This window comes from Kitasatospora sp. NPDC093550, from assembly GCF_044764985.1.
Classification (GTDB): domain Bacteria; phylum Actinomycetota; class Actinomycetes; order Streptomycetales; family Streptomycetaceae; genus Kitasatospora.
Window position 1 is genome coordinate 48914 of record NZ_JBIWJF010000037.1, and the last position, 17065, is coordinate 65978.

A 17065-nucleotide genomic window follows, 5' to 3' on the forward strand; every position below is an offset into this window, starting at 1 on the left:
CCTTTGTGGGGTTCCAATGCGCGGTGCGTTGCGCAGAACTCTCTGCCATGCGACTTGGCTTACGCCAGACCTGACAACCGACAGATGCCCAACTGTGATCTGCAGGCATGCACCTCCCCGATCTCCGGCATATAGCTCTTCACATGGCTGTTACAGGCATGTCAAGATGACCGCACGGACCAAGGGGAAATTCGTCCGGAAAGCATCGAAGCCGACTTGACGGACAATCAAGTCGGCTTCGTGGGGATTTCGGCGAGCGGCGGTTTTCCGGTCAGCGCCCGGGGTAGCCGGGCCACGGCCGCTGGGGCTGCTGCTGCCAGCCCGGCGCGGGCGGCTGCGTGCCGTACGCGTACCCGGGTGCCGACTGCCCCGGCATCGGCTGCCCCGGCATCGAGTGGGCCGGGTACGCCGGCGGCGGCACCGGCGGGTACGGGCCGGTCGCCGGGCGTCCGGCCTCCCGGTCGAAGAACGGCCGCGCGTTGGCGCGCATCCACAGCGCCACCGGGTCGTACTCGTCCGACATCGCCACCGTGGACACCGCGAGCCCCTCCGGGGCCACCGCGATCGCCCGCTGCATCAGCGCGCGCACCGCCTCCACCGCCGGCGGCGAACTCTCGTACAGGTCCAGCCCGATCGCCAGGTACGGCTCCCCCACGGCAGGCTGCACCCAGGCCCGGCGCAGCGCCCGCACCGCGCGCACCTCGCTCGCCTGCCGCTCCAGCAGCGCGAAGAACTGCTGGGCGTTGACCTGCGGCTCGCTCAGCTTCAGTGGCCCGGCCGGCAGCCGGTCCAGGCCCGCGGCGATCCGCCGCAGGTCCGCCCAGGGCACGCCGACACCCCCGCCGGGCGCGTGCGGGTTGAGCCACAGGCCCCAGCGGGTGCGGTACAGCGAAGCGGCGATCTCCCGGCCGGAGATGACCTCGTGGGCCCGCGCCCAGCCGGAGGCGGCGAGCTGCTCGGGCGAGGTGACGGCCGGCGCGTAGCCGTGGCCGCTGATCTCCATGTTCCCGTACTGCGCGTCCGGACTGCCCGGCGTGCCGTGCCAGAGCAGCATCCAGACCCGGCCGTCGGCGAGCGCGTGCAGCAGCCGCTCGTACGCGTCGTAGCGCTCCGGCGCGACCTCGCGCAGGGCCTGCTCCAACGCGCCCGGGTCAGCTCCCGGGTGCCCGGCCGGCGCCTGGCCCCAGGGCCCGCCCGCTCCCGTTCCCGCACTCATGCGCCCACCTCGCCGCGCCTCTTTCCTCGAACCCGCCGGCCCGTCGGCCGTCTGCACGCACCCTATGGCGCGGCACCGGCCACCGCCACGGCGACGTGCCTACGAACAAACCCCGCTCACACCCGCGTGTAGAAAGGCATGACCCGGGTGAGCAGCCACTCGACCACCGGGTCGTCGGCGAGGTCGAGCAGTACGAGGTGGACGCCCCCCGGCAGCGGCGCGGTTCCCAGCGCCCGGCCGAGCGCGTCGTTCACCGCGGCCGGGTCGGCCGGGGCCGCCGGATCCAACTGGACGCCCACGAACATCACGGTCGGCTCGCCCTCGATGCTGGCCAGCGCCCGGCGGGCGGTCAACACCCCGGGAAGGGCCGAGAGTTCGGCCCGGCAGGCGGCCAGGAAGTGCTCCGGGTCCTCGCCCGGCACCGGCTCGCGCAGCGCCACCCGGCCGCCGGTCGGCGCGGCCGGGTCCTCGGCGCCCTCCCAGCGGTCCTCGCGCGGCCCCCGGCGCAGCTCGGCCACGCCCTGCGGCGGCACCGGGATGCCCACCGGCGCCTCCGGGTTCACCGCGATGCCCACGCCGAGCGGCAGCCCGCGGGCGAACTCCCAGACCGGCGCGATCGCGAAGGCCAGCCCCGGCGCGTGCTGCAGGAACACCTCCTGCGAGGAGAACACCGGGACGTACGGGTCGCCGCCCAGCTCGATGATCGGCAGGTCCAGGGACTGCCCCTGCGGGTCGGCCCCGGCGGGCAGCGGCACCCACACCCGGCTGCGGGCCAGCACCTCGATCACCCGCGGCGTCGCCCCCGGGTCGCCCAGGGCCGAGGTCAGCACCTGCTCCAGCTCGTTGGCCGGCCACGAGCCGCCCGCGGGCATCCCGTCCGGACCGCCCCACCCCTGCTGCTGCTCCACCGGGTACCCCATGCGCCGCCGATTCCGCCCTCTGCCGGTCGGCCGCCCTCTGCTGCGCCGACGCGGAGCAGTCTAGGGCCCGGGGGCCGGTGGGAATGGGCCTCGTGTTCGGGACGGCACCGTGTGACCGGGTCCCCCCTCCCCTCCTCCGCGCGGACGTGCCATGATGTGCGCGTCCGACGGCATGCGCCGCGGGCCCCACAACTCCATACCGGCCGCTCGAACCCGCGCGGGAGAGCCCGGAGTGCCGCTCATCGGCACGGCCGGCGCCGAAGGAGCAAGTCCTCCCCGGAATCTCTCAGGCCCCCCTACCGCACGGGTTAGGCACATCTGGAAAGCGGCGCACGGCCATGTCGCGCGCCCACCCACGGTGCAAGCCGCCATGCTGTCCCCCAAGCTGGAAACAGCTGTGGGCCGGCGGGGCGGTGAAGCTCTCAGGTACGACGACAGATGGGGAGACCCACGCCGCCGCATGCCCGCGCGCAGGGTCGGCCCCCGAGCGGGTCCGGTCCGGTGCGTGCACCCCTGAGTGCCCCGACCGAGGAGTTCCTGGCCATGTCGTCCCTCCGCCTGACCGCGCTCGACGCGCTGCACCGCGCCCTCGGCGCGACCATGACCGACTTCGCCGGCTGGGACATGCCGCTGCGCTACGGCAGCGAGCGCGAGGAGCACCTCGCCGTCCGTACCAAGGCCGGTCTGTTCGACCTCTCCCACATGGGCGAGATCACCGTCACCGGCCCGCAGGCCGGCGAGATGCTGGACCACGCGCTGGTCGGCTTCGTCTCCGCGCTCGGCGTGCTGCGCGCCCGCTACACCATGATCTGCGCCGAGGACGGCGGCATCCTGGACGACCTGATCGTCTACCGCCTGCGCGAGGACGCCTACCTGGTCGTCGCCAACGCCTCCAACGCCCAGCTGGTCCTCGACGAGCTGATCGCCCGCGCCAAGGGCTTCGACGCCGTCGTCACCGACGACCGCGACACCTACGCGCTGATCGCCGTCCAGGGCCCGGAGTCCACCGCGATCCTGGCCGACACCACCGACGCCGACCTGCCCGGCCTCAAGTACTACGCGATCCTCCCGGCCCGGGTGGCCGGCCACGAGGTGCTGCTGGCCCGCACCGGCTACACCGGCGAGGACGGCTTCGAGATCTTCTGCCGCCCGGCCGACGCCGAGGAGATCTGGCAGGCGCTGACCGCCGCCGGCGAGGGCCGCGGCCTGATCCCGTGCGGCCTGTCCTGCCGCGACACGCTGCGCCTGGAGGCGGGCATGCCGCTGTACGGGCACGAGCTGTCCACCGACCTCACCCCGTTCGACGCCGGTCTGGGCCGGGTCGTCCGCTTCGACAAGACCACCAACGGGGGTGCCTTCGTCGGCCGCAAGGCGCTGGAGCAGGCCGCCGCCGCGGCCGAGGCCAACCCGCCGCGGGTGCTGGTCGGCCTGGTCTCCGAGGGCAAGCGCGTCCCGCGTGCCGAGTACACCGTGGTCTCCACCGACGGCACCCCGATCGGCCGGATCACCTCCGGCGCGCCCTCCCCGACGCTGGGCCGGCCGATCGCGATGGCCTACGTCGACGCCGCCCACGCCGCCCCCGGCACCACCGTCGCGGTGGACGTGCGCGGCAAGCACGAGCCGGTCGAGGTCGTGGCGCTGCCCTTCTACAAGCGCGCCCGCTGACCGCCCGGTCGGGCCCCGGTTTTCCCATAGACGCAGGTCGTAGCCGTCCGAGCGGCGGCCCGCTTCGTCGTACCCGCTTCCCATCCTGGAGAATGACGCCATGAGCAACCCCCAGCACCTGCAGTACACCAAGGAGCACGAGTGGCTGACCGCCGCCGAGGACGGTGTCTCGACGGTCGGCATCACCAAGCACGCCGCGGACGCGCTCGGTGACATCGTCTACGTGCAGCTGCCCGAGGTGGGCGACACCGTGACCGCCGGCGAGACCTGCGGCGAGCTGGAGTCCACCAAGTCGGTCAGCGACCTGTACTCCCCGGTGACCGGCGAGGTCACCGAGGTCAACCAGGACGTCCTGGACGACAACGGCCTGGTCAACAGCGCCCCCTTCGAGGGCGGCTGGCTGTTCAAGGTGCGCGTCGAGGCCACCGACGAGCTGCTCAGCGCCGACGAGTACGACGCGCTCACCCACAGCAGCTGACCCGCTCGTGACCGGGCGGGCCGCGCGCACGCCGGCCCGCCCGCACCGCGGCCCCCGTCCCTCCTCCCCCGGGAAGACCCCACCATGACGGTTCTCAACCAGTCCCTGCACGCCCTCGACCCGGAGATCGCCGCCGCGGTCGACGCCGAGCTGCACCGCCAGCAGACCACCCTGGAGATGATCGCCTCCGAGAACTTCGCCCCGGTGGCGGTCATGGAGGCCCAGGGCTCGGTGCTCACCAACAAGTACGCCGAGGGCTACCCCGGCCGTCGCTACTACGGCGGCTGCGAGCACGTCGACGTGGTCGAGCAGATCGCGATCGACCGGATCAAGGCCCTGTTCGGCGCCGAGCACGCCAACGTCCAGCCGCACTCCGGCGCGCAGGCCAACGCCGCCGCGATGTTCGCGCTGATCCAGCCGGGCGACACCATCCTGGGCCTGAACCTGGCCCACGGCGGTCACCTGACCCACGGCATGAAGATCAACTTCTCCGGCAAGCTCTACAACGTGGTCGCGTACCACGTGGACGAGAAGACCGGCCAGGTCGACATGGCCGAGGTCGAGCGCCTCGCCAAGGAGCACCAGCCGAAGCTGATCATCGCCGGCTGGTCGGCCTACCCGCGCCAGCTGGACTTCGCCGCGTTCCGCCGGGTCGCCGACGAGGTCGGCGCGCTGCTCATGGTGGACATGGCGCACTTCGCCGGCCTGGTGGCCGCCGGGCTGCACCCGAACCCGGTGCCCTACGCGGACGTGGTCACCACCACCACCCACAAGACCCTGGGCGGCCCGCGCGGCGGCGTCATCCTGTCCAAGGCCGAGTACGCCAAGAAGATCAACTCCGCGGTCTTCCCCGGCCAGCAGGGCGGCCCGCTGGAGCACGTGATCGCCGGCAAGGCGGTGGCCTTCAAGGTCGCGGCCTCGGAGGAGTTCAAGGAGCGCCAGCAGCGCACCCTGGACGGCGCCCGGATCCTCGCCGAGCGCCTGCTGCAGGCCGACGTCGCCGAGGCCGGCGCGTCCGTCCTGTCCGGCGGCACCGACGTCCACCTGGTCCTGGTCGACCTGCGCAACAGCCAGCTCGACGGCCAGCAGGCCGAGGACCGCCTGCACGAGGTCGGCATCACCGTCAACCGCAACGCCATCCCGAACGACCCGCGCCCGCCGATGGTCACCTCGGGCCTGCGGATCGGCACCCCGGCCCTGGCCACCCGAGGCTTCCAGGCCGAGGACTTCCGCGAGGTCGCCGACATCATCGCCGAGGCGCTCAAGCCCGCCTTCGACGAGACCGTCGCCGCCGGGCTGAAGGCCCGCGTCACCGCGCTGGCCGAGAAGTACCCGCTGTACCCGAACCTGGCCAACCAGGAGTAGTCCGCGGCGGCCGGGAGTGGACGACCGGCCGCAGGTGACCGGCCTCACCCCGCCGGCGCACCTGGGACCCCGGGGCACCGCGCACACTGGACAGTGCGCGCGGTGCCCCGTCCCGTGTCGGCCCCCGCCCGTCCACAGCCCGCTCCGCCCCACGCCCCGCCCGCAAGCCCCTCCACGAGACCCGACAAGGACGTCCCCCGTGGCCATCAGTGTCTTCGACCTCTTCTCCATCGGCATCGGCCCGTCGAGCTCCCACACCGTGGGCCCGATGCGCGCCGCCCGGATGTTCGCCCGCCGACTGCGGTCCGAAGGCCTGCTGGCCCAGGTGACGGGTGTGCGCGCCGAGCTGTACGGCTCGCTCGGCGCCACCGGCCACGGCCACGGCACGCCGAAGGCCGTCCTGCTCGGCCTGGAGAACAACTCGCCCCGCACCGTCGACGTCGACCAGGCGGACAAGGACGTCGAGCGGATCACCGCCGAGAAGCGGATCAACCTGCTCGGCGAGCACCCGATCGACTTCGACCCGGACAGCCAGCTGGTGCTGCACCGCCGCCGCTCGCTGCCGTACCACGCCAACGGCATGACCCTCTGGGCGTTCGCCGCGGACGGCTCGACGCTGCTGGAGAAGACCTACTACTCGGTCGGCGGCGGCTTCGTCGTCGACGAGGACGCGATCGGCGCCGACCGGGTCAAGCCGGACGACACCGCGCTGCGCTACCCCTTCCGCACCGGCGAGGAGCTGCTGCGGCTCACCCGCGAGACCGGGCTGTCCATCTCCGGCCTGATGCTGGAGAACGAGAAGGCCTGGCGCAGCGAGGAGGAGATCCGCACCGGGCTGCTGGAGATCTGGTCCGTGATGCAGGAGTGCGTGCGGGCCGGCATGACCCGCGAGGGCATCCTGCCGGGCGGCCTCAAGGTCCGCCGCCGGGCCGCCTCGGGCGCCCGGGCGCTGCGCGCCGAGGGCATCGGCCCGGCCAACGCGATGGAGTGGGTGACCCTCTACGCGATGGCGGTCAACGAGGAGAACGCCTCCGGCCGCCGGGTGGTCACCGCGCCGACCAACGGCGCGGCGGGCATCATCCCGGCCGTCCTGCACTACTACCTGAACTTCATCCCGGGCGCCGACGACGACGGCATCGTCCGCTTCCTGCTCGCGGCCGGCGCCATCGGCATGCTGTTCAAGGAGAACGCCTCCATCTCCGGCGCCGAGGTCGGCTGCCAGGGCGAGGTCGGCTCGGCCTGCTCGATGGCCGCGGGCGGCCTCGCCGAGGTCCTCGGCGGCACCCCCGAGCAGGTCGAGAACGCCGCCGAGATCGGCATCGAGCACAACCTCGGCCTCACCTGCGACCCGGTCGGCGGCCTGGTCCAGATCCCCTGCATCGAGCGCAACGGCATGGCCTCGGTCAAGGCCGTCACCGCGGCCCGGATGGCGCTGCGCGGCGACGGCCGGCACCACGTCTCGCTGGACAAGGCCATCAAGACGATGAAGGAGACCGGCGCCGACATGAAGATCAAGTACAAGGAGACCTCGCGCGGCGGCCTCGCCGTGAACGTCATCGAGTGCTGATCCACGGCTGACCGGGCGCCGGCCGTGCGCCGGTCGCGTGCGCCCCGGCCCCCGGGCGGAGCTCCACTCCGTCCGGGGGATTTCGCTCTCCCCCTGGCCGACGGTCCGTCAGGAAGGCCATAATCTCGGCCAGTTGGCTGACGCCGGAGGGGGAGGCGGATGTCCGTCCAGACCGGGCCGGGGCCGGCGGCCGAGCCGCCCGTACCGTCCACCGGGCCACCGCCGCCACCGCCGCCACCGGCCTCGCCGTACGCGAAGTCCGAGGCCACCCGGCTGCTCTGCGCCGGGGTCTACCTCGACCCGGACTACCGCCGGCGCGTCATCACCGAACTGGTCGAGCACGACGAGCGGTCCGTGCCGCCGTCCCTGGGCTTCGACCTGATCACCGTCCTGGCGCACGCCCTGCGGGCCCGGGCCCTGGAGCTCCGCACCGGCGCCGCGCTCGCCGTGATCTGGCTGGGCTTCTTCCTGACCGACTACTGGACGCTGATCCGGAACCCGCCGTCCGTCAGCCACTGGAAGGCCTACGGCGAAGGGCTGACCAGCGGCTACTACGGCGACCCGTACGGCCGGGATTCCGCGTCCGACACCGTCTGGAACGCCCTCTCCCCGTACCTGCCGCCCTTCACCGCGACCTTCGCCCTCCTCTACGCCGTGGTCTGTCTGCTGTCCTGGTACGCCAAGCCCGTGGAGGTCCGGCAGCACGCGTTGTACGCCCCCGTCGCTCCCGCCGACTCCCGGGCCTCCGCGTCCGGGCACCCCCTCGGCGGCTTCCTCGCCGTCATCGCCGGGATCGCCCGGGTCCTCTACTGGGCACTGGCGTTCGCCACGCTGAAGGACGACGCCTGGGAGGGCACGCTGTTCCCGCTGGCTCTGGCGGCGACGGTGGGCTGGCACCGCCTGCAGATCGCCCAGGTCCTGCGGAAGGAGCTGATCCGGGAGAACTTCCCCCGCCATCCGCGTCGACTGCCCCCGCGGCCGCGCTATGTGCGGCTCCAGCGCGCCATCGCCGAAGAGCAGTACTCACAACTCGTCGTCTATGACCCGGCCGACCCCTTCCTCGGCGCCGGATTCCCCTTCAAGGCCTGGCAGTTCACCCTGGAGCTGAAGCGGCGCACAACCGGGCCGGTGGTCCCGGAGGGCGCTCTCACCGCCCGCGTCGTCCTCGACCTGGTCGTCCCGCGGCTGGCCGCCCTCCGGCAGACCGCCGCCGACACCAGCCTGGACCGGCTCCGGGAACTGGAGATCGAGCACATCGTCTACCTCCCGTACGGCCCGGCGCGCGGCGACGTCCCGCGCGGGCCCGAGGACATCGCCCGGCACATCGCCGAGGCGGTGGACGAGGGCGGCGAGCGGCGCCGGCACTTCCTGCGGGTCCGGGTCGGCGCCTGGGACGAACAGGTCGTGCTGACGGTCCAGTTGAGGGTGCACACGCAGGGGAACCTGCTGATGGTGGAAGTCGTCCCGCACGTGCTCGGACCGGTCCGGCGCGACTACGAGTTGCTGGCGGACGCGGTGGCCCAGCAGGGCACCCGACCGGGCCGCCGCCCGGCGATGTCCGCCTTCACCGCCGGACCGGCCGCGCTGCGCTCGCTGCTGCGCCCGGGCGGCGGCCGGGCCGCGGGCGAGACGGCCGACGACCGGGACCTTCCGACGGTCGCCGCGCGCCCGCTCGTCTCCCTGCGTGAGGCCGCCAGCACCTCGGCCGTCTCGATCTTCCAGGAGCTCGACGTCAGGCGGTACCTGAGGTCGATCGAGCAGCGGATCATCGAGGGCCTGCGCGTCGCGCTGGAGCAGTCGGGGTACGAGACCGACCGCTTCGAGCAGACCGTGGTCCAGGTGGTGCAGGGCGGGATCCACATCGGCTCGATGAGCGGCGGCGCGGTCGCCACCAACGGCGGCACCGCGCAGTCGGGCACCCCGGCACCGCCGCCGTCCGACGGGAAGTCTTCGTAGTCACCTGAGGAACGAGGAGCGCAACGTGCAGCACGACGAGGAGAACACTCCCCCGTCCCAGCCGAGCGGCGGGGTCTCGATCGGCGCGATGACCGGCGGTGCCGTCGCCTCGGGCTCCGGCGCCCGCGCGGAGGACCGCTCGCAGCGGGCCGGAACACCGGACCCCCTGCCGGAGGTGCGCGGCCTGATGGTCCCCGCCCCGGCGCCCGGCGGGGTGTCCATCGGCGCGATGACCGGCGGGGCGGTCGCCGCCGGAGCGGATTCCACGGCCGTCGACGCCTCCACCCGCCTGAACGCCTCGGCCCGCGAACTCCTCGCGGCGATCGCCGAGTTGCGCGGCCACCTGCCGATGTTCACCAGGGCCGAGGGCAACGGCGTGGCCGAGGTGGAGCACGAGCTGGAGGTCGTCGGCACGGCCCTCGAACAGACCGGCACCGCCCCGCGCACCCGGCTGGAACGACTCCGCGACCTCCTCCGGAGCTCGACCACGGTAGTCTCCGGACTCGCCTCGGCATTGTCGGTCGCCCAAGCGATCGAGCAGTTCCTGGGCTGAGCGGGGCCGGAAGACCACGGGGGGAGCAGGGATGTCGGGCACGTACTGGGACAAGGACAGCCAGCAGTGGGTGTCGCACCCGCCCGCGGGCGGAGCGACCCCGCCACCGCGCCCGCCGCAGCCGCCGCCGCTGCCCCCGCAGATGCCCCCGCACCAGCCCCCGTACCAGCCGGTCGAGCCGCCGCCGATCACACCCCGCGCCCAGCGGCCGGAGCGCCCGCCGTCCGCCGGGACGCCCGGGTCCCGGCGGGTGCTGGTCGCCGCCCTCGCCGGGGCGCTCCTCGGCGTGCTCGCGGGCGGCGGCGGGTACCTGCTGACCCGGCACGACCACGGGGCCGAGCCGACGGGCACGGCGACCCTCACCGGGGCACCCCCGGTCACGGCCACCGGCTCCCCCTCGCCCACGACCACGGCGACGCCCTCCCCCACGCCCACCACCCCGACCCCCACCCCCACCCCGACCCCCACCGGGCCGCCCTTCCAGCGGGTCCAGGACCGGAACGGCTTCACCCTGCTCGTCCCGGACGGCTGGCAGCGGGAGGAGAAGAACAACTCCACGTTCTACCGCAGCCCCGACCGACGGAGCCTGGTCCAGGTCTTCGCGATGGGCACCGGGTCACCCTTCGAGGAGGCCTCCGGCACGGACGCCGCCATGGCGAGCGATCCGGCGACCTACCCGGGCTACCACCGCGTCCGCCTGGAGCGGACCGCCGACGGCGCCGCCGAGCTGGAGTACTCCTACGACAACGCCGAGACCGGCACCCGCCGACACGCGGTCGACCACGTCCTCGTCGGCCCCGGCGGCACCGCCTACGCGCTCCTGGTGGCCGGCCCGGAGGCCGACTGGCCCACCGGGATCCAGGCCCTCCGGGACGCGGAGCTCACCGGCTTCTGCTTCGCCGCCCAGTGCCCGGCGGCCACCGGCTGACCTGCCGGGCCCCGGGTGGGGCGGCGCCTACCGGCGGGCCGGCAGGGCGAGGAAGGCCAGGCCGCCGGCCAGCACCGCGAGCCCGCACCAGGAGACGGCCGGCAGCCGCTCCCCGAGCGCCAGCACGCCGAGCACGGCGGCGACGGCCGGCTCGGCGAGGGTCAGCGTGGTGGCCGTCTGCGCGGTGGTGTGCCGCAGGCCGTGGCCGAACAGCCGGTACGCCAGGTAGGTGGTGACCACGGCGAGGTGCAGGACGACACCCGCGCCCCGCACCGACAGCAGCCACCCCACCGGGCCCAGCGCCGCCACCGGCAGCACCAGCAGGGCCGCCCCGCCGAACATCGCCCCCATCACCCCGGCGGACGGCCGCCCGGCCGCGATCAGCCGCCCGCCGATCAGCGAGTACACCGCGTACGAGAGCCCGGAGAGCGAGGCCAGCAGCACCCCGAGCGGGTCCACCGCGGCGCCGTGCCCGGCGAGTTCGGGGCCCAGCACCAGCACCGCGCACCCGAGCACGGCCAGCGCGGTGGCCGCGGCCCAGCGCCCGCTCGGCCGCCCCTGCCGGGCGAGCCATCCGAGCAGCCCGGTGAACACCGGTGCGCTGCCCAGCGCGATCACCGTCGCGACCGCGACCCCGGTCCGGGCCACCGCCGGGTAGAAGGTGAGCGGATAGCCCGTCACCGCGACCGCGCCGAGCGCGAGCATCCGGCGCTCGCCCGGCCCGCACGCCCGGGGCAGCTCGCGGGCGGAGCGGTCGGAGAGGAACAGCAGCATCCCGCCGAGCACCAGGGCGGCGGCCCCGACGCCCGCCGCCGGGGCGCCCGCAGGCACCAGCGAACCGGCGGTCCCGGTGGTGCCCCAGAGCAGCGCGGCCACCAGGATCGGGACCGGTCCGCCGAGCACGCGGGTACGGCGGGCGGCGCGGCGCGGCCGGGCAGCGGGGATCGAGCGCACAGGCTCGGACAAACGATTCGGCACAGTCGTGAACTTCCGTCGTCGAAGACCGTCAGGGTTCCGAGAACGGACGCACGTCACAGCCCCGTGGCGGCCTCAGCGGGCCGAAAGCGGGGCGGGGGGTCGAGCCACCGATGCGCGCCCGTCAGGCGCCGAGGGGTGGCAGCACGACGCGCCAGTAGAGGTCCACGGGCCCGATGCTACCCAGGTCCCCGTGACCGACGTCGCGAATTCTCCACGATCATGAATATTCACAGGCATCGGCGTGAACCTATGCAATATCCAAAGGTGAACTAGGTTACAAACCTTGGATTCCCAGCCGCCCAGTTTGCCCACATGCTGAGATCCGTGCGATAGTCAAGGCATACTTCGGCGGGCCCGACCTGGCACTGCCGACGCCCATCGCGCGGCACGCACCCCCTTGGCCGGCGCGATGACTTGCAGGGGCCCCCATCCGCCGGACCGCGGCGAACACCGGGGGCCCCGCGTGTTTTCCGGAGCCACCCTCAGCCCCGCTCCCGCACCTTGAGCTCGAACCAGACCCCCTTGCCCCGCGGCAGCAGGTCCGCGCCCCAGCGGTCGGAGAGGTCGTCGACGATCTTCAGGCCCCGCCCGCGCTCGTTCACCGGCTTGGGCTCGGCGAGGATCATGCAGGGCAACGCGCGGGAGGAGTCGCGGACCTCGACCCGCAACCAGCCGGGCTTGCGGCTGACGTGCAGACCGATGGTGCGACCGGCGGCGTGCCGCACCGCGTTGGACACCAGCTCGCTGGTGAGCAGCTCCCCGGCCTCCAGGTGCTGGTGGAGGTCCCAGGACTCCAGGACGGAGAGCACCAGCCGGCGCGCCACCGGGCCCGACTCCGGCCGGGACGGCAGCCGCACCTCGTTCGGCGAGGACTGATCGCACAGCCTGCCCGAATACATCTCCTCCAGCTCCTCGGAGCTGAGCCGCTCCAGCGCCGAGAGCCCTCCCTGGACGTCGCTCCAGGACGCCTCGGCGACCGTGCCGGCCCCGGGAACCGATGACTGATCTGTTTCGCCCCAACCCGCCATGCGGACCATCATTGCGGAACGCAAGCAGCCGCGTACGGACAATGAGCAAACGATCTCGCGCGGGTCGGCATATGCCGGATGCATGGCGGGGTCGACCCGAACCGGCTCACGTCAAGCCCGGGTTGACCCCCAACGGCTCCTACCAGGCGCTCCACGGCAGGTTCCAGCCGCTCAGCCCGTTCGACGGGTCGAGCGTCTCCTTCTTGGTCGAGTTCTTCACGATCACCACGTCCCCGACCAGGGAGCCGTCGTAGTACTTCCCCATCGAGGTGGAGTCCCCACCGCCCTTGACGTCCTTGAGGCCGACGCAGCCGTGGCTGACGTTGTCCTCGCCGAAGGCGTTGCTCCAGTAGTTGCCGTGCACGTACGTGCCGGAGTCGGTGAGCCGCATCGAGTGCGGCACCTGCAGGTCGTACGGCGCACCGGTCATGCCGGGCAGGGTGCTGGACTGCATCCGCACCACGCCCTCCTTGGCCATGACCACCATCGTCCCGTTCCAGGTGGGGTGTTCGGGCGAGCCGGAGGTGATGTCGATGTCGTTCGACTGCCCGGCGGTCACCACCGTCATCCGGTGCGCGGCGGCGTCAACCGTCGAAACCTGGGATCGCCCGATCGTGAAGGGCTCGTCCCGGTCGGAGCCGTACACCCCGGGGGCGATCTCGACGCTCTTGAGCCGGTAGTGCACGACCACCTTGGTGCCGGGGGCCCAGTACTGCTCCGGACGGAAGTCCAGCCGGCGGTCGCCGAACCAGTGGCCCTTCACCACGGTGCCGTTGCCGGTCTCGAAGCTGATGCCCTTGACCACGGCGTCCTTGTTCTTGACGTCCTTGCTGAAGTTCACCGAGACGATCATGCCGACGCCGTAGGTGGCGTCGTCGTCCACGTTGTCGGAGGCCTTGGCCAGCGCCGTCGGGGTCAGCGTGGTGAAGTTGCTGTCCGCCGTGGCGACCACGCCGTCCGCGTCCGCCGCCATCGCGCTGACCTGGTAGGCGGTGCCCACCGCCAGGGCGGCCGAGGGCGTCCAGGAGGCGCCGTCGGCGGAGATGGTGCCGGCGACCTCCTTGCCCGTCTTGTCGCTCACCTTGACGGTGGTGAGCTTGCCGCCGGTCGCGCCGATCTTGAGGGCGCCCGGCGCCACGTCCACCGCGCCGGCCGCGGGCTCGATGCTCACCGCGGCCTTCGAGACCTTCGGCACGGCGCCGGTGGGCGCCGCCGCCGGCTTGGCGGTGGCCGCGCCGGCCCCCAGGTCGGCCTTGGCCGCACTGCCGCCTCCGTCACCACCGCCGCACGCGGCGGTGAGCGCCATCGCCCCGCCGACCAGACCGACGGCCACCACTCTGCGTATCGACCTCACGCCGATCCCTCCCTCTGACATCCCCGAACCCACGACGGACCCGACCGGGTACACGCACCCGGCCACCGGAAAGGTTGCGCCACACGAGGGGCTTCCCGCCCCGGAAATCCGAGCGGCCCGACCCCAACGGGTGAGGATCGGGCCGCTCGGTGAAACCCACTGGAGTGCCGGGTAGGGCCTACCAGTTGGCCCAGTCCACGTTCCAGCCGCCCAGCCCGTTGGAGGGCGCGACGGTCTTCTCCTTGGTGTTCACGATCTTGATGACGTCACCGACCATCGAGTCGTTGAAGAACTTGCCCGCCACCGAGGTGTCGCTGCCGCCCTTGACGTCCTGCATCGACACGCAGCCGTGGCTGGCGTTGGTCTTGCCGAAGGGGTTCGCCCAGTAGTTGCCGTGCACGAAGGTGCCGGAGGTGGTCAGCCGCATCGCGTGCGGGACGTCCTGGATGTCGTACTCGCCGCCGAGACCCACGGTCTGCGAGTTCATCCGGGTGACCTTCTCCTTGGACATGACCACCATGGTCCCGCCCCAGGACGGCGTGGCGTCCGCGCCCAGGGTGACCGGCACCGTGGTGCTCTGGCCGCCCCGCTCGATGGTCATCTGGTGCGACTTGGCGTCCGCCGTGGAGATCTGCGAGCGGCCGATGGTGAACGGCTCGTCCTTGTCCACGTCGCCGTAGACGCCCGGCGAGACCTCGACGTTCTTCAGCCGGTAGTGGATCGTGACCTTGGTGTCCGGCTTCCAGTACTGCTCCGGGCGGAAGTCCACCCGGGTGTCGCCGAACCAGTGGCCCTTGACCACGGTGCCGTCGGCGGTCTCGAAGCTGATGCCCTTGACCACCGCGTCCTTGTTCTTGACCGGCTTGTTGAACTCCACCGACACGATCATGCCGACGCCGTAGGTGGCGCCGTCGCTGATGTTGTCGTTGGTGGAGATCTTCTTCTCCGGCGTCAGCGTGGTGAACGACGTGGTGGACGCCGCCACCAGGCCCTCGGCGTCCTTGGCCTGCGCGTTCACCTTGTACGCCATGCCGACGGTGAGCGCCGCCGCGGGCTTCCAGGCGGTGCCGTCCGGGGTGATCGCGCCCTGGACCGGCTTGCCGTCCTTGTCGGTCACCTCGACGGTGCTGAGCTTGCCGTTGGAGACGGACACCTGCAGCCCGTTCGGCTGGACGTTCTGGGCACCGTCCTTCGGCTCCACGGCGATCACCGCGGCCGAGGTCTTCGGTGCCGCCGAACCGCCCGCGTCCGCTGACGCCGGCGCACTGGCCGCGGCGGAGCCGGCCGACCCCCCGGCGCCCCCGCCCTTGTCGTCGTTGCAGGCCGCCGTGAGCAGCAGGACCCCACCCATGACCAACGCCATCGCCCCGTTGCGCCCACCGGCGCGTATCGCGGCGCCGGCCGTCTTACCCGTCTTCACGGTTTCTCCCCTCCCGGTATCCACTCTCATGACGCGTTGAGTGCCCCGATGAGTTGCACCGGGTGCCGATCATTCGCGTCGGTCTGCGGACGCGTCGGAGCAGGATAACCGGGACGTTCGAATGAACCTTCGGGGGAGTCCGGTGAACCGACCGTGAAGACCTCCTACCTCAGCGCGCTCCCGGCCACCCACTGCTCCCAGGAGAGGTTCCAGCCGTTGAGCCCGTTCTGCGGCGGCACGAAGTCCCCGGCCGAGGCCCTCACCTCCACCACGTCCCCCGGGACGGTGTGCTCGAACAGCCAGCCCGCCGGGGTGTCCTTGCTCGTGCCGCCCTTGGCGTCGGCCAGGCCGAGGCAGCCGTGACTCGTGTTGGCGCTGCCGAACACCTTGGGGTCCGCCCAGTAGTTGCCGTGCAGGAACGTTCCCGAGGTGGTCAGCCGCATCGCGTGCGGGACGTCCTGGATGTCGTACTCGTCACCCATGCCGACGGTCTGCGAGTTCATCCGGGTCACCTTGTACTTCTCCGACACGACCATCACCCCCCGGTAGGTGGAGTGCTCGGGGCTGCCGCCGGAGACCTTCAGCACCCGGACCACCTTGCCGTCCGCCCGAACCGTCAGGGTGTGCGCGTCCAGGTCCACGGTCGAGACCTGCGCCCGGCCGACGGTGAAGTGCAGGTCCCTGTTCTGGCTCCCGAACGCCCCCGGCGCCCCCTGCACGTCCTTCAGCCGCAGCGCCACCGTCACCTTCGTCCCGGCCGCCCAGTACTGCCGCGGCCGGAAGTCCAGCCGCTGGTTGCCGAACCAGTGCGCGGCCACCGGCACCGGCGGATCGGCACTCACCTGCACCGCCTTCTCCACCGCCGCCCGGTCCGCGATCGGACGGCTGAAGCGCAACGAGACCGGCATCCCGACCCCGACCGTGGACCCGTCCTCCGGCGTGAAGAACGCCACGAAGGTGTGCGCCCGGGCCACCGTCGAGAACGCCGCGTGCTGAGCCGCCTTCTGCCCCTGGTCGTCCTCCGCCACCGCGTCCAACGTGAACGCCGTCCCCAACGGCAGCGGCCCGTCGGGCACCCACCCCGCCCCGTCCGGCCCGATCGTGCCCGGCACCTCCACCCCCTTCCCGTCCGCCAGCCGCACCGACACCAACCGCCCCTGCGCCACACTCACCCGCACCGCCCCCTCCGGCTGCACGTCCTGCACCCCGTCGACCGGCAACACCGTGACCACCGCCCGCGACGGCACGGCCGGCGCCGTCCTCACCCCCACCTCCACCGGGCCCACCCCATCCCCCACCGAGCCCCCGCCACCACACCCCGTCAGCACCCCCAGACACCACACCCCCACCGCCACACCCCGCGCCCACACCCGTCCTCGGCGCCACATCCCGGGGGCCTCCCACTCTTCGCGTCCACCTCCCCACACAACGACCCCCGCCAACCAGGAGACACGCCAACCACCCCACCCACCCCCACCCACACAGCAACCCCAACCCCCACCCACCCCCTCACCCTCACCCCACCTCCCCTCTCCCCCTCCTCACCCGACCAGGCGAGAGGGAGTGCTGCGGAAGGGGCGGCGCAGGGGGTGGCCCGGAGAGGGGCGTTGCGGGTGATTTTCAGACTGCCAACGGCC

The 17065-nt window shown here is 72.7% G+C and carries 14 protein-coding genes and 1 riboswitch; of the genes, 7 read left to right on the forward strand and 7 right to left on the reverse strand.

Annotated elements, in window-relative coordinates; all coding sequences use genetic code 11:
- Positions 1-271: 271 nt before the first annotated feature.
- Both ACIRD3_RS36020 and ACIRD3_RS36025 read right to left on the reverse strand, forming a co-directional pair.
- Positions 272-1216, reverse strand: coding sequence for an enhanced serine sensitivity protein SseB C-terminal domain-containing protein (locus tag ACIRD3_RS36020; RefSeq protein WP_402225142.1), 945 nt, complete (start codon positions 1214-1216; stop codon positions 272-274).
- A gap of 116 nt (positions 1217-1332) precedes the next feature.
- Positions 1333-2136 (reverse strand): enhanced serine sensitivity protein SseB C-terminal domain-containing protein, encoded by an 804-nt coding sequence (locus tag ACIRD3_RS36025; RefSeq protein WP_402225145.1) that lies wholly within the window; start codon positions 2134-2136, stop codon positions 1333-1335.
- 208 nt (positions 2137-2344) lie between these two features.
- Positions 2345-2448: riboswitch (glycine riboswitch) on the forward strand.
- A 231-nt stretch (positions 2449-2679) separates the two neighbouring features.
- On the opposite strand from ACIRD3_RS36025, the gene gcvT reads away from it, so the two are divergent.
- The 7 genes from gcvT (at position 2680) to ACIRD3_RS36060 (ending at position 10648) form a co-directional block, all read left to right on the forward strand.
- On the forward strand, positions 2680-3801 hold the full coding sequence (gene gcvT, locus ACIRD3_RS36030) for a glycine cleavage system aminomethyltransferase GcvT (RefSeq protein ID WP_402225147.1): 1122 nt from the start codon (positions 2680-2682) through the stop codon (positions 3799-3801).
- A 100-nt stretch (positions 3802-3901) separates the two neighbouring features.
- On the forward strand, positions 3902-4279 hold the full coding sequence (gene gcvH / locus ACIRD3_RS36035) for a glycine cleavage system protein GcvH (protein WP_402225150.1): 378 nt from the start codon (positions 3902-3904) through the stop codon (positions 4277-4279).
- An 84-nt stretch (positions 4280-4363) separates the two neighbouring features.
- Positions 4364-5644 carry a serine hydroxymethyltransferase gene (glyA, locus tag ACIRD3_RS36040; RefSeq protein ID WP_402225151.1) on the forward strand — a complete coding sequence of 427 codons (1281 nt, stop codon included), beginning with the start codon at positions 4364-4366 and terminating at the stop codon, positions 5642-5644.
- Positions 5645-5843: 199 nt separating this feature from the next.
- Entirely contained in the window at positions 5844-7211 is a 1368-nt protein-coding gene (locus ACIRD3_RS36045; RefSeq protein WP_402225154.1) for an L-serine ammonia-lyase, read from the forward strand.
- Between the two features lie 159 nt (positions 7212-7370).
- Positions 7371-9167: a hypothetical protein gene (locus tag ACIRD3_RS36050; RefSeq protein WP_402225156.1), complete on the forward strand. Its 1797-nt coding sequence runs from the start codon at positions 7371-7373 to the stop codon at positions 9165-9167.
- Positions 9168-9192: 25 nt separating this feature from the next.
- Positions 9193-9720 (forward strand): hypothetical protein, encoded by a 528-nt coding sequence (locus ACIRD3_RS36055; protein WP_402225159.1) that lies wholly within the window; start codon positions 9193-9195, stop codon positions 9718-9720.
- Between the two features lie 31 nt (positions 9721-9751).
- Complete coding sequence (locus tag ACIRD3_RS36060; protein ID WP_402225161.1) at positions 9752-10648, forward strand: hypothetical protein; 897 nt, start codon at positions 9752-9754, stop codon at positions 10646-10648.
- Positions 10649-10675: 27 nt separating this feature from the next.
- On the opposite strand, the gene ACIRD3_RS36065 is transcribed toward ACIRD3_RS36060, so the two are convergent.
- The 5 genes from ACIRD3_RS36065 to ACIRD3_RS36085 all read right to left on the reverse strand — a co-directional run bounded on the left by ACIRD3_RS36065 (position 10676) and on the right by ACIRD3_RS36085 (position 16816).
- Positions 10676-11614 carry a DMT family transporter gene (locus tag ACIRD3_RS36065; RefSeq protein ID WP_402225163.1) on the reverse strand — a complete coding sequence of 313 codons (939 nt, stop codon included), beginning with the start codon at positions 11612-11614 and terminating at the stop codon, positions 10676-10678.
- A gap of 494 nt (positions 11615-12108) precedes the next feature.
- Complete coding sequence (locus ACIRD3_RS36070; protein WP_402225165.1) at positions 12109-12654, reverse strand: ATP-binding protein; 546 nt, start codon at positions 12652-12654, stop codon at positions 12109-12111.
- Between the two features lie 139 nt (positions 12655-12793).
- On the reverse strand, positions 12794-14008 hold the full coding sequence (locus ACIRD3_RS36075) for an Ig-like domain-containing protein (protein WP_402225168.1): 1215 nt from the start codon (positions 14006-14008) through the stop codon (positions 12794-12796).
- A 178-nt stretch (positions 14009-14186) separates the two neighbouring features.
- A complete protein-coding gene (locus ACIRD3_RS36080; protein ID WP_402225171.1) occupies positions 14187-15428 on the reverse strand; it encodes an Ig-like domain-containing protein in 1242 nt (413 codons plus the stop codon).
- A gap of 164 nt (positions 15429-15592) precedes the next feature.
- Entirely contained in the window at positions 15593-16816 is a 1224-nt protein-coding gene (locus tag ACIRD3_RS36085) for an Ig-like domain-containing protein (RefSeq protein WP_402225173.1), read from the reverse strand.
- Positions 16817-17065: the final 249 nt, after the last annotated feature.

What these genes read in the sequence shown, in the direction of transcription:
- glyA (WP_402225151.1), top strand. Translation starts at nt 4,364, where the DNA reads ATGACGGTTCTCAACCAGTCCCTGCACGCCCTCGACCCGGAGATCGCC.
- ACIRD3_RS36085 (WP_402225173.1), bottom strand. Translation starts at nt 16,816, where the DNA reads ATGTGGCGCCGAGGACGGGTGTGGGCGCGGGGTGTGGCGGTGGGGGTG.
- ACIRD3_RS36070 (WP_402225165.1), bottom strand. Translation starts at nt 12,654, where the DNA reads ATGGCGGGTTGGGGCGAAACAGATCAGTCATCGGTTCCCGGGGCCGGC.
- ACIRD3_RS36020 (WP_402225142.1), bottom strand. Translation starts at nt 1,216, where the DNA reads ATGAGTGCGGGAACGGGAGCGGGCGGGCCCTGGGGCCAGGCGCCGGCC.
- gcvT (WP_402225147.1), top strand. Translation starts at nt 2,680, where the DNA reads ATGTCGTCCCTCCGCCTGACCGCGCTCGACGCGCTGCACCGCGCCCTC.
- ACIRD3_RS36025 (WP_402225145.1), bottom strand. Translation starts at nt 2,136, where the DNA reads ATGGGGTACCCGGTGGAGCAGCAGCAGGGGTGGGGCGGTCCGGACGGG.
- gcvH (WP_402225150.1), top strand. Translation starts at nt 3,902, where the DNA reads ATGAGCAACCCCCAGCACCTGCAGTACACCAAGGAGCACGAGTGGCTG.
- ACIRD3_RS36050 (WP_402225156.1), top strand. Translation starts at nt 7,371, where the DNA reads ATGTCCGTCCAGACCGGGCCGGGGCCGGCGGCCGAGCCGCCCGTACCG.
- ACIRD3_RS36060 (WP_402225161.1), top strand. Translation starts at nt 9,752, where the DNA reads ATGTCGGGCACGTACTGGGACAAGGACAGCCAGCAGTGGGTGTCGCAC.